The sequence below is a fragment of the Mesorhizobium sp. USDA 4132 genome, from assembly GCF_056279545.1.
In genome coordinates this window covers 1,679,444-1,691,017 of sequence record NZ_JBWCCP010000001.1, presented here as the reverse complement: position 1 = coordinate 1,691,017, position 11,574 = coordinate 1,679,444, and the positions used below count along the sequence as shown (strand labels likewise).

The window sequence follows — 11,574 nt, the reverse complement described above, 5'->3', positions numbered from 1 at the left end:
CGTTTTATTCGGCTGCGTCGGGCAACTGACCGGCATTCGCCTCGTCGATCTTCGAGTTCTCGAGCTCGACGGACAGGCCGAGAGAGCGCATTTCCTTGACGAGAACGTTGAAGCTCTCCGGAATGCCTGCCTCGAACGTGTCGTCGCCGCGAACGATCGCTTCGTAGACCTTGGTACGGCCAGCCACGTCGTCCGACTTCACGGTCAGCATTTCCTGCAGCGTGTAGGCGGCGCCATAGGCTTCGAGCGCCCAGACTTCCATTTCGCCGAAGCGCTGGCCGCCGAACTGCGCCTTGCCACCGAGCGGCTGCTGGGTGACCAGCGAGTACGGACCGATCGAACGCGCGTGGATCTTGTCGTCCACGAGGTGGTTCAGCTTGATCATGTACATGTAGCCGACAGTCACCTTGCGGTCGAACTGCTCACCGGTACGGCCGTCATAGAGGACCGACTGACCGGACGGATCGAGGCCCGCCTTGGTCAGCATCGCTGCGACGTCCGGCTCATGCGCACCGTCGAAGACCGGCGTTGCGATCGACAGACCACGCTTGGACTGCTCGGCCAGACGAACGAGAGAGTCGTCGTCGAAGCTGGCAACTTCAGCGTTTGCCTCACTCTGATAGGCTTCCGTCAGCTCTTTCTTCAAGTCGGTGATATCGTTCGACTTGCGGTACTCTTCAAGCATCGCGCCGATACGCTTGCCCATGCCGGCGCAAGCCCACGCCAGGTGCGTCTCGAGGATCTGACCGACGTTCATGCGCGAAGGCACGCCGAGCGGGTTCAGAACGATGTCGACATGCGTGCCGTCTTCGAGGAACGGCATGTCCTCGACCGGTACGATGCGCGACACGACACCCTTGTTGCCGTGACGGCCAGCCATCTTGTCGCCCGGCTGGATCTTGCGCTTCACAGCGACGAAGACCTTGACCATCTTCATGACGCCCGGAGGCATTTCGTCGCCGCGCTGGACCTTTTCGACCTTGTCCATGAAGCGCTGTTCAAGGCGCGACTTGGATTCGTCGTACTGGCCACGCAGAGCTTCGACTTCGCCCTGCACCTTTTCGTCCTCGACTGCGAACATCCACCACTGCGAGCGGGGATATTCGGAGATGACGGCGTTGGTGAGTTCGATGCCCTTCTTGAAGCCCTTCGGACCGGCAACCGACATCTGGCCGCGCAGCATGTCCGTCAGACGGCCATAGACGTTGCGGTCGAGAATTGCCTGTTCGTCGTCGCGGTCCTTGGCGAGGCGTTCGATTTCCTCACGCTCGATCGCCATGGCGCGTTCGTCCTTCTCCACACCGTGACGGTTGAAGACGCGGACTTCGACGACCGTGCCGAACGTGCCCGGAGGCATGCGCATGGAGGTGTCGCGAACGTCGGAGGCCTTTTCACCGAAGATGGCGCGCAGAAGCTTTTCTTCCGGCGTCATCGGGCTTTCGCCCTTCGGCGTGATCTTGCCGACGAGGATATCGCCCGGCTGGACTTCGGCGCCAATGTAGACGATGCCGGCTTCGTCGAGGTTCTTCAGCGCTTCTTCCGAAACGTTCGGAATGTCGCGGGTGATTTCTTCCGGACCAAGCTTGGTGTCACGCGCCATCACTTCGAATTCTTCGATGTGGATGGAGGTGAACACGTCGTCCGACACGATGCGCTCGGAGAGCAGGATCGAGTCTTCGTAGTTGTAGCCGTTCCAGGGCATGAACGCGACGAGCGCGTTGCGGCCGAGCGCCAAGTCACCAAGGTCCGTCGACGGACCGTCGGCAATGATGTCGCCCTTGTTCAGGATGTCGCCGACGGCGACCAGCGGACGCTGGTTGACGCAGGTGTTCTGGTTCGAACGCTGGAACTTCTGCAGACGATAGATATCGACGCCCGACTTCGACGGATCGAGGTCTTCGGTGGCGCGGATAACGATACGCGTCGCGTCGACCTGGTCGACCACGCCGCCACGGCGGGCAGCGATGGCTGCGCCGGAGTCGCGAGCGACGACCGGTTCCATGCCGGTGCCGACGAACGGAGCTTCAGCACGTACCAGCGGCACGGCCTGACGCTGCATGTTCGAGCCCATGAGAGCGCGGTTGGCGTCGTCGTTTTCCAGGAACGGGATCAGAGCTGCCGCGACCGAAACGAGCTGCTTCGGCGAGACGTCCATCAGGTTGATGGTGTCGCGCGGGGACAGCATGACTTCGCCGGCATGACGGCAGACGACGAACTCTTCCACGAAAGAGCCGTTCTTATCCAGTTCGGCGTTCGCCTGTGCGACGTAATACTTCGCCTCTTCCATAGCGGAGAGGTAAAGCACTTCCTTCGTCACCACACCGTCGATGATCTTGCGATACGGGCTTTCGATGAAGCCGTACTTGTTGACGCGGGCAAAAGTTGCAAGCGAGTTGATCAGACCGATGTTCGGGCCTTCCGGCGTTTCGATCGGGCAAATACGGCCGTAATGGGTCGGGTGAACGTCGCGGACTTCGAAGCCGGCGCGCTCGCGGGTCAGACCACCCGGACCAAGTGCCGAAAGACGGCGCTTGTGGGTGATTTCCGAAAGCGGGTTCACCTGGTCCATGAACTGCGACAGCTGCGAGGAGCCGAAGAATTCGCGAACCGCGGCGGCTGCCGGCTTGGCGTTGATCAGGTCCTGCGGCATGACGGTATCGATCTCGATCGACGACATGCGTTCCTTGATGGCGCGCTCCATGCGGAGCAGGCCGAGGCGATACTGATTTTCCATCAGTTCGCCGACGGAACGGACGCGGCGGTTGCCGAGGTTGTCGATGTCGTCGATCTCGCCCTTGCCGTCGCGCAGTTCGACCAGCATCCGGACTACGGCCAGAATGTCGTCCTTGCGCAGCGTACGGACGGTGTCGGCGACTTCGAGGTCGAGGCGCATGTTCATCTTGACGCGGCCGACGGCGGAGAGGTCGTAACGCTCCGAATCGAAGAACAGCGAGTTGAACATGGCTTCGGCCGATTCCATGGTCGGCGGTTCACCCGGACGCATGACGCGGTAGATGTCGAACAGAGCGTCCTGACGGTTCTCGTTCTTGTCGGCCGACAGCGTGTTGCGGATGTAGGCGCCGACATTGATATGGTCGATGCCGAGAACCGGAACTTCGTCGAAACCTGCATTGAGGATGACCGGCAGGGTCTTTTCGTCGATCTCGTCGCCGGCTTCGAGGTAGATCTCGCCGGTTGCCGCGTTGACGATGTCTTCGGCAAGATAGTTGCCGTAGATGTCGTCATTGGTTGCCTTCAACGCCTTCAGGCCCTTGTCCGTCAGCTGACGGAGAAGGCGCGGCGTGAGCTTCTTGCCGGATTCGACAACCACTTCGCCGGTATCGGCGTCGATCATGTCGGAAAGGGTCTTGGCACCCTTCAGGGTTTCCGGCTGGAACGGAATCCGCCAGCCATCGCCGTCGCGCTGATAGGACGACTTCGTATAGAAGGTCGACAGGATTTCTTCACCGTCCATGCCAAGCGCCATCAGCAGCGAGGTCACGGGGATCTTACGGCGGCGGTCGATGCGGGCGTAGACGATATCCTTGGCGTCGAATTCGATGTCGAGCCAGGAACCGCGATACGGGATGACGCGGGCAGCGAAGAGCAGCTTGCCGGAAGAATGGCTCTTGCCCTTGTCGTGGTCAAAGAAGACGCCCGGCGAACGGTGCATCTGGGACACGATCACGCGCTCGGTGCCGTTCACGATGAACGTACCGTTATCGGTCATGAGCGGCATGTCGCCCATGTAGACCGACTGCTCCTTGATGTCCTTGATCGACTTTGCGCCCGTATCCTCGTCGATATCGAACACGATGAGACGCAGTGTCACCTTAAGCGGCGCTGCATAGGTCAGATCGCGCTGACGGCATTCTTCCACGTCGAACTTCGGCAGTTCGAATTCGTAGGATACGAATTCGAGCATGGAGGCGCCGGAAAAATCGGTGATCGGGAAGACCGACCGGAAGACGGCGTTCAGACCTTCGTCCGGACGACCGCCCTTCGGTTCATCGACCATCAGGAACTGGTCATAGGATGCCTTCTGAACCTCGATGAGGTTCGGCATCTCAGTGACTTCGGGGATTTTTCCAAAAAACTTGCGTACGCGCCTGCGACCATTAAAGGAAAGGGTCTGAGCCATCGTCGCTCCTTCAAACTTGCATCCGGGCCTGCAACGGACGGGGTTCGCTGGCCAGTCGATCCCGTCGATCAATGGGTATTCCCAATCTCGTCCCACCTCTCGAACACGCCAGGCCGGATTGCCTTTTCTGTTCGATTCGGGACCATCCTCTTGAGAACCCATTACCCAGGAACCGTCTTGACGGTTCCTGGGTAATATGTTCGGAGGAAACCGGCGGGAGAGGAGACCCCTCCCGCCGCATTCCGATATTACTTAACGTCGACCTTGGCGCCGGCGTCCTCAAGCTTCTTCTTGAGGTCAGCGGCTTCAGCCTTGTTGACGCCTTCCTTGACAGCCTTCGGAGCGGCTTCAACGAGATCCTTGGCTTCCTTGAGGCCCAGGCCGGTGATGGCGCGGACTTCCTTGATGACGTTGATCTTGTTGGCGCCGGCATCAGCGAGGATGACGTCGAACTCGGTCTTTTCTTCTTCAACGACAGCAGCAGCAGCGCCACCGCCAGCAGCAGCGACAGCTACCGGAGCAGCTGCAGATACGCCCCACTTCTCTTCGAGCAGCTTGGAAAGCTCAGCGGCTTCCAGAACGGTCAGAGCAGAGAGGTCTTCAACGATCTTTGCGAGATCAGCCATTTTGATAGTTCCTTATATTCGGTTCGAACTTGATTTGGGTATGAACAGCGAAAAACCGCCTTAAGCGGCTTCCTCGTCCTTCTTGGCGTAGGCCGCGAACACGCGGGCAAGCTGGCTTGCCGGTGCTGCAACAACCGTCGCGATACGCGATGCCGGGGCATTCAAGAGGCCCAGCAGCTTGCCGCGAAGCTCGTCCAGCGAAGGCAGGGTCGCAAGCGACTTGACCGCATCCGCAGTGAGCGTGGTTGCACCCATGGAACCGCCCAGAACAATGATCTTGTCATTGGTCTTGGCGAAATCCATGACGACCTTCGGAGCCGTTACCGGGTCTTCGCTGAATGCGATCAGCGTCTGACCCTTGAAGAGATTTGACATCCCTTCCGACTCCGTACCCTGAAGAGCGATCTTGGCCAGACGGTTCTTCGCGACTTTGACGGTGCCGCCAGCAGCGCGCATCTTCGAACGAAAATCGTTCATCTGCGCTACTGTGACACCAGCATAGTGGGCCACGACAACCGAACCAGAAGCCTTGAAGACTTCGTTCAGCTCCGTGACAAATTCGCGCTTTTCCGCTCTTTCCACTGTCTGTCTCCAGTTGACGGGACCGCAATCCTGCAGGCCCCATCGGGTTGCCTTTGCCTCAAGGGATCCCTTGATTAGGACCCCAAGCGACGCTTGAGGATCCTGTCCCCTCGCACTGTCGCCACTGGGGCTCCAGGCACAAGGCACACTAGGCTCGAACCGAATTCGTAAAGCGCGCTAGCGCCTCAAAAATCTCGGGTCTTACCCGTCTCATGCAGGCATCAAGTGATTAAGGTCGAAACCACCCGCAATCTCGGACAGGAATTCCCAGGTTTCCCTGGGAAATTCCCGGCCCCGAAGGACCGGGAATTCATGCAGTCCAGAACCCAAAGGCGCTGGACAGAACTTTAGATCGTCACCGTCGACGGATCGATCTTGACGCCCGGACCCATGGTCGAGGAAATCGCTACGCGCTTGACGTAGTTACCCTTCGCACCAGCCGGCTTGGCCTTAATGACCGCATCGGCGAAAGCCTTGATGTTCTCTTCGAGGGCCTTGGCTTCGAAGGAAGCCTTGCCGATGCCGGCGTGGATGATGCCAGCCTTCTCGACGCGGAACTCGACAGCGCCGCCCTTGGAAGCCTTGACGGCGCCCGTGACGTCCATGGTGACGGTTCCGACCTTCGGGTTCGGCATCATGCCGCGCGGGCCGAGAACCTTACCGAGACGACCGACGAGCGGCATCATGTCCGGGGTGGCGATGCAGCGATCGAAGTCGATCTTGCCGCCCTGAACGATTTCGACCAGATCTTCGGCGCCGACGATGTCTGCGCCGGCAGCCTTGGCTTCGTCAGCCTTGGCGCCACGTGCGAAAACGGCGACGCGAACGTCACGGCCGGTACCGTTCGGCAGGTTGACCACGCCGCGGACCATCTGGTCTGCGTGACGCGGATCGACGCCGAGGTTCATGGAGATTTCGACGGTTTCGTCGAACTTCGCCGTGGCGCGAACCTTGACCATCGAAATGGCTTCCGTCAGGGCGACCAGCTTGGTCGGATCGACGCCTTCGCGGATCTTCTGAATACGCTTTGCAAGCTTTACCATGTTAAGCCACCACTTCCAGGCCCATGGCGCGGGCAGAGCCCTCGATCATGGCCATTGCGCCTTCGAGATCGGCCGCGTTCAGATCCTTCATCTTCGCCTGGGCGATGGTCTGGATCTGAGCCTTGGTCAGGGTGCCAGCCTTGGCGCCCTTGCCCGGGGTCTTCGAACCCGAGGTGATCTTCGCTTCCTTCTTCAGCCAATAGCTGACCGGAGGCTGCTTCATCGCGAAGGTGAAGGACTTGTCCTGGAAATAGGTGATGACGACTGGGATCGGCATGCCCTTTTCCATTTCCTGCGTGGCGGCGTTGAACGCCTTGCAGAATTCCATGATGTTGATGCCGCGCTGACCAAGTGCAGGACCGATCGGCGGGGACGGATTGGCCGACCCTGCCTTTACCTGCAGCTTGAGGTGGCCCATAACTTTCTTAGCCATAACTCTCTGCCTTTCGAGAGACCGGTTACCCGGCTCATTAGAGACCGGTTTCCCGGTCCGACATGCCGGCTTTCGCCGGCGGCTGCGGTTGCGTGGTTCGGCCAAAATGCCCGGCTAAGGCACCGTTCCTCCCACGCGCTTGCGGCAAACGCCGCACGAGACCCGCTGCGCAAACAGCAGGCCCCATTTCGAAATTCATCAGACCTTTTCGACCTGGGCGTATTCCAGCTCGACCGGGGTCGCACGACCGAAGATCGAGACCTCGACCTTGAGGCGCGAACGCTCTTCGTCGACATCCTGTACGGTGCCGTTGAACGACGCGAACGGACCGTCCGACACGCGGACCTGCTCGCCGATTTCGAAGGTGATCGAGGACTTCGGCCGCTCGACACCTTCCTGAACCTGACCGAGAATGCGCTCGGCTTCGAAGTCCGGGATCGGCACCGGCTTGTTGTCGGAACCAAGGAAGCCGGTAACCTTCGGCGTGTTCTTGATCAGGTGGTAGGCTTCGTCGGTCAGGTTGGCCCGAACCATGACGTAGCCCGGAAAGAACTTGCGCTCGGAATCGACCTTTCGGCCGCGGCGCACCTCGACGACCTTTTCGGTCGGCACGAGGATCTTTTCGAACAGATGCTCAAGCCCCTTCTGGCGAGCCTTGTTCTCGATGTCCTCGGCCACCTTCTTCTCAAAATTAGAATATGCGTGGACGATGTACCAACGCGCCGCCATCTTTATTCTCCAGGATCAAACGCTGACGTTCAGTACGAGACGGAGCAACCATCCCATAAGCTGGTCTGCAGCGAAGAAAAACAGCGCAGCGAACACAACCATAACCAGAACCATGGCCGTGGAAATCATGGTCTCACGACGAGACGGCCAATGGATTTTCGTCGTCTCGGAGCGCACTTGGCGCAGAAACGTAACGGGATTGGTTTTGGATGCCATAGATTGCCCACGCAATTACGGCGCGTAAAGCTGAACTCTCTCAGCCCCACGCACCGCGTGTCTGTTTTGACCTACATAAACACCCCTTCCCCTTTACACAAGAGGGAAAACAGTGTTCGATGAAATTTCGCCGTTTTGCACGACGGCCATTTCCCGACAATTCCGCTGCGGATAATCTCGCGCCAATCATCTGAAAATGGCAGGGGCGGCCGGGCTTGAACCGACGACCTGCGGTTTTGGAGACCGCCGCTCTACCAACTGAGCTACACCCCTTCAACCTTCGCGGAAAGTAAACCGGAAACTCCGGCTCGCCGCCAACTGGCTAGGCGCTCCCTTTAAGGGGATGCGCTGCGCTTTGCAAGCGCATTTTTGAATATCCGAACCGTTCACCTGAGCTTTCGGCCCAACCTCGGATGTCTCCGCCATCCGGGCCACCGAAAGCACCTCTTCCGCAGCCAGTCACCGAGCGGAGACTTGCTGCGCCTGATGATCTCGCCCACCCCCCACTCCGTATGCGCCCCAGAAAATATGTCTCTTCAAGGGTGCGTGCGATTGACAGTGGCCACAGAGCACGACGGCGGCAGCGCACCAGCCCCTGAGCACCGTGGCGCCGCAGGTCGCGTGTCCGTGGCCGGCGGGCCGCCATCCCATGAGCTCGGCAAGCTGTGATATGTCGGGCGCCGGAACGCCGTTTCCGTTACGAGAACGACCTGTTTTCGACATGCTGACTCCGGGTGAACCTCCCAATTGCCAGAGGGTCAGGGCCGAATGCAAAAGGCCCCGCCGTCGCCGGCAGGGCCTTATCTATCCAATGCCGCTATCGATTACTCGATGATCGAGGCGACGATGCCGGCGCCGACGGTACGGCCGCCTTCGCGGATTGCGAAGCGCAGCTTTTCTTCCATCGCGATCGGAACGATCAGCTCGACGGCAACGGTCACGTTGTCGCCCGGCATGACCATTTCCGTGCCTTCCGGCAGCGAAACGATGCCCGTCACGTCCGTCGTGCGGAAGTAGAACTGCGGACGGTAGTTGGTGAAGAACGGCGTATGACGACCGCCTTCTTCTTTCGTCAGGATATAGGCTTCAGCCATGAACTTCTTGTGCGGCTTGACCGAACCCGGCTTGCACAGGATCTGGCCACGCTCGACGCCGTCACGCTGGACGCCACGGATCAGCGCGCCGATGTTGTCGCCGGCCTGGCCCTGGTCGAGCAGCTTGCGGAACATTTCAACGCCGGTCACCGTCGTCTTGGTGGTGGCGCGGATGCCGACGATCTCGACTTCTTCGCCAACCTTGACGATACCACGCTCGACGCGGCCGGTGACGACCGTACCGCGGCCCGAGATCGAGAACACGTCTTCGATCGGCAGCAGGAACGGCAGGTTGATCGGACGCTCCGGCGTCGGGATGTAGGCGTCGACAGCGGCCATCAGCTCGCGGATCGAATCTTCGCCGATCTTCTTGTCCGAATCTTCAAGAGCGGCCAGTGCCGAACCCTTGATGATCGGAATGTCGTCGCCCGGGAAGTCGTAGGACGACAGAAGTTCGCGCACTTCCAGCTCGACGAGCTCGAGAAGCTCGGCGTCGTCGACCTGGTCGACCTTGTTAAGGAACACCACGATTGCCGGAACGCCAACCTGACGGGCGAGCAGGATGTGCTCGCGGGTCTGCGGCATCGGGCCGTCGGCAGCCGAGCAAACCAAGATCGCGCCGTCCATCTGCGCCGCACCGGTGATCATGTTCTTCACATAGTCGGCGTGGCCGGGGCAGTCGACGTGCGCATAGTGGCGGGCCGGCGTCTCATATTCGACGTGCGCCGTCGAAATGGTGATGCCGCGTGCCTTTTCTTCAGGAGCCGCGTCGATCTGGTCATAGGCCTTGTACTCGCCGAAGTACTTCGTGATCGCGGCCGTCAGCGACGTCTTGCCATGGTCAACGTGACCGATCGTGCCAATGTTGACGTGCGGCTTGTTGCGCTCAAACTTGCTCTTTGCCATTGAATGCTTCCTGTGAACATAAGGGTGGACCCGGCGACCGGGTTTGGTGTCGCCGTTTAAGGCTTTCCACTAGAATGCGCAAGACATAATTACGACGCGCGCCCGGACAAGGGGAGCCGGGCAAATCGGCTTGAAAATGCCCGGGGACGGTCGGTTCAGCACGCCCTCAGTTCAAGATCCGGACCGGCTCTGACTTTGGGCTTCGGCGAATTGACGTGCGCCAGAAGCGCAAAAAAGCCCCGCGGCCGGGTAAGGCCGCAGGGCTCTAGGTCCGCCTTTATCATGTTAGTATAGCACAGAAGTTTGTTCCGGGATCGTTTGTCAGCTGCCGTACCTACCGGCGGCCCCTCGGCACCGGATGCGCGGCTCAAAACGATGCGGGGAAACATGCCTCGTTCCGGCTGAGGCAGTGTCTAGTGTCCCACAGCATGGCGCAAGCCGCGCGATCGCCGGACCCGCTTCGACGGAGACGCAGGAAAGCGTTGCACCAACTGGCACGCCGTCATTGTAAATGGTTGAGATTATGGAGCGGGTAGCGGGAATCGAACCCGCGTATTCAGCTTGGAAGGCTGCTGCTCTACCATTGAGCTATACCCGCGGTGTGGTGTCCGATCAGAGACGAATGGTGGAGAGAGTTGGATTTGAACCAACGTAGGCTGAGCCAACGGATTTACAGTCCGTCCCCTTTAACCACTCGGGCATCTCTCCAGTTTTTCGTCCGGATCGTGAGACCAAGTTCGTCAGACCTTGAAGCTTGCCGCCCCTCGATCTGCGCCGCGTATATGACCGCCTCGTTCTCGTCTGTCAACACGAGGAAGAAGCAAAAATGACGAAAATAAATCAGCCGCTCTTTCGATCCGCCTCCCCGTCGAGGGCTTTGCCCGGAGAGCGAGGATGGCTATAAGGCCTGATGAGCAAGGACGACAAACAAGACAAATCCACCCGCGACACCCATTATGCGACGCTTCGGCGCGCCGTGCGCGACTCCAAGCGCGAACGCGGAGAAATTCCGACGCCGCCCTTGAAGCGGCCGAAATCCAACAAGGACTGGAAGCCGCCGCAGCTTCAGCCGGAACAGGTCTTCCTTTATGGCCTGCACACGGTGCGCGCCGCCCTCGACAATCCCGAGCGCAAGCTCATCAAGCTGTCGGTGACCCAGAACGCCTTCGCGCGGCTCGATATCGGCGAGCCGGAGACATTGTCCTTTCCGATCGAATTCGTTTCGCCCCAGGATATCGACAAGGTGCTCGGCCCCGAGGCCATTCATCAGGGCGTGATGCTGGAAACGCGGCCCCTCCCCATGCGCCGGCTGGAAGCGCTGAAGGCGAGTCCGCTTCTGCTGGTTCTCGACCAGGTGACCGACCCGCACAATGTCGGCGCGATCATGCGCTCAGCGGTCGCTTTCGGCGCCGGCGCGGTCATCACCACCCAGAGACATAGCCCGACCGAATCCGGCGTACTTGCAAAATCGGCCTCCGGCGCGCTGGAACTGATACCTTATATACAGATTACCAATCTCGCCGACGCGATCGAGGAACTGCACCGGCTCGGCTTCCAGACGATCGGGCTCGATTCGGAAGGCCCCGCCCCGCTCGAAGGCACGTTTGCCGGCGGCCGGATCGCCCTGGTGCTTGGTTCCGAGGGCAAGGGCCTGCGTCAGAAGACCCGCGAGACGGTCAACGCGCTTGCCCGTCTCGACATGCCGGGCGCTATCAAATCGCTCAACGTCTCGAACGCCGCCGCGATCGCGCTCTACGCGACACAGCAGCATCTCGCCAAGGCCGGTTGAGCCGAGCCGTTTTAG

Annotated in this window: 9 protein-coding genes and 3 tRNA genes; 1 reads left to right on the top strand and 11 read right to left on the bottom strand. The window is 59.9% G+C overall.

The genetic code is table 11. The annotated features are described in order from the left end of the window. Positions 1-4 precede the first annotated feature (4 nt). The 11 genes from rpoB to ACZ9IU_RS08750 form a co-directional block, all read right to left on the bottom strand. A complete protein-coding gene (rpoB, locus tag ACZ9IU_RS08800) occupies positions 5-4,141 on the bottom strand; it encodes a DNA-directed RNA polymerase subunit beta (protein WP_038542126.1) in 4,137 nt (1,378 codons plus the stop codon). A gap of 248 nt (positions 4,142-4,389) precedes the next feature. Continuing rightward, entirely contained in the window at positions 4,390-4,767 is a 378-nt protein-coding gene (rplL, locus tag ACZ9IU_RS08795; protein ID WP_024164302.1) for a 50S ribosomal protein L7/L12, read from the bottom strand. A 60-nt stretch (positions 4,768-4,827) separates the two neighbouring features. Beyond that, entirely contained in the window at positions 4,828-5,385 is a 558-nt protein-coding gene (rplJ, locus tag ACZ9IU_RS08790) for a 50S ribosomal protein L10 (RefSeq protein WP_258718953.1), read from the bottom strand. A gap of 311 nt (positions 5,386-5,696) precedes the next feature. After that, complete coding sequence (rplA, locus tag ACZ9IU_RS08785) at positions 5,697-6,392, bottom strand: 50S ribosomal protein L1 (RefSeq protein ID WP_038542117.1); 696 nt, start codon at positions 6,390-6,392, stop codon at positions 5,697-5,699. A 1-nt stretch (position 6,393) separates the two neighbouring features. Continuing rightward, complete coding sequence (rplK, locus tag ACZ9IU_RS08780) at positions 6,394-6,825, bottom strand: 50S ribosomal protein L11 (protein WP_037088457.1); 432 nt, start codon at positions 6,823-6,825, stop codon at positions 6,394-6,396. A gap of 198 nt (positions 6,826-7,023) precedes the next feature. Then, a complete protein-coding gene (nusG, locus tag ACZ9IU_RS08775; protein ID WP_007770615.1) occupies positions 7,024-7,554 on the bottom strand; it encodes a transcription termination/antitermination protein NusG in 531 nt (176 codons plus the stop codon). 15 nt (positions 7,555-7,569) lie between these two features. Further along, positions 7,570-7,770 carry a preprotein translocase subunit SecE gene (gene secE / locus ACZ9IU_RS08770; protein ID WP_038542111.1) on the bottom strand — a complete coding sequence of 67 codons (201 nt, stop codon included), beginning with the start codon at positions 7,768-7,770 and terminating at the stop codon, positions 7,570-7,572. Positions 7,771-7,967: 197 nt separating this feature from the next. After that, positions 7,968-8,043 (bottom strand) — tRNA-Trp (locus tag ACZ9IU_RS08765). A gap of 551 nt (positions 8,044-8,594) precedes the next feature. After that, positions 8,595-9,770, bottom strand: a complete 1,176-nt coding sequence (gene tuf, locus ACZ9IU_RS08760; protein ID WP_038542108.1) for an elongation factor Tu — start codon at positions 9,768-9,770, stop codon at positions 8,595-8,597. Positions 9,771-10,294: 524 nt separating this feature from the next. After that, positions 10,295-10,368: transfer RNA gene (locus ACZ9IU_RS08755), tRNA-Gly, on the bottom strand. Between the two features lie 25 nt (positions 10,369-10,393). Continuing rightward, positions 10,394-10,478: transfer RNA gene (locus ACZ9IU_RS08750), tRNA-Tyr, on the bottom strand. A gap of 202 nt (positions 10,479-10,680) precedes the next feature. On the opposite strand from ACZ9IU_RS08750, the gene rlmB reads away from it, so the two are divergent. Further along, positions 10,681-11,559, top strand: coding sequence for a 23S rRNA (guanosine(2251)-2'-O)-methyltransferase RlmB (gene rlmB, locus ACZ9IU_RS08745; RefSeq protein WP_038542105.1), 879 nt, complete (start codon positions 10,681-10,683; stop codon positions 11,557-11,559). The last annotated feature ends 15 nt before the right edge of the window (positions 11,560-11,574 follow it).

What these genes read in the sequence shown, in the direction of transcription:
- nusG (WP_007770615.1), bottom strand. Translation starts at nt 7,554, where the DNA reads ATGGCGGCGCGTTGGTACATCGTCCACGCATATTCTAATTTTGAGAAG.
- rplA (WP_038542117.1), bottom strand. Translation starts at nt 6,392, where the DNA reads ATGGTAAAGCTTGCAAAGCGTATTCAGAAGATCCGCGAAGGCGTCGAT.
- rplK (WP_037088457.1), bottom strand. Translation starts at nt 6,825, where the DNA reads ATGGCTAAGAAAGTTATGGGCCACCTCAAGCTGCAGGTAAAGGCAGGG.
- rplL (WP_024164302.1), bottom strand. Translation starts at nt 4,767, where the DNA reads ATGGCTGATCTCGCAAAGATCGTTGAAGACCTCTCTGCTCTGACCGTT.
- secE (WP_038542111.1), bottom strand. Translation starts at nt 7,770, where the DNA reads ATGGCATCCAAAACCAATCCCGTTACGTTTCTGCGCCAAGTGCGCTCC.
- rlmB (WP_038542105.1), top strand. Translation starts at nt 10,681, where the DNA reads ATGAGCAAGGACGACAAACAAGACAAATCCACCCGCGACACCCATTAT.
- tuf (WP_038542108.1), bottom strand. Translation starts at nt 9,770, where the DNA reads ATGGCAAAGAGCAAGTTTGAGCGCAACAAGCCGCACGTCAACATTGGC.
- rpoB (WP_038542126.1), bottom strand. Translation starts at nt 4,141, where the DNA reads ATGGCTCAGACCCTTTCCTTTAATGGTCGCAGGCGCGTACGCAAGTTT.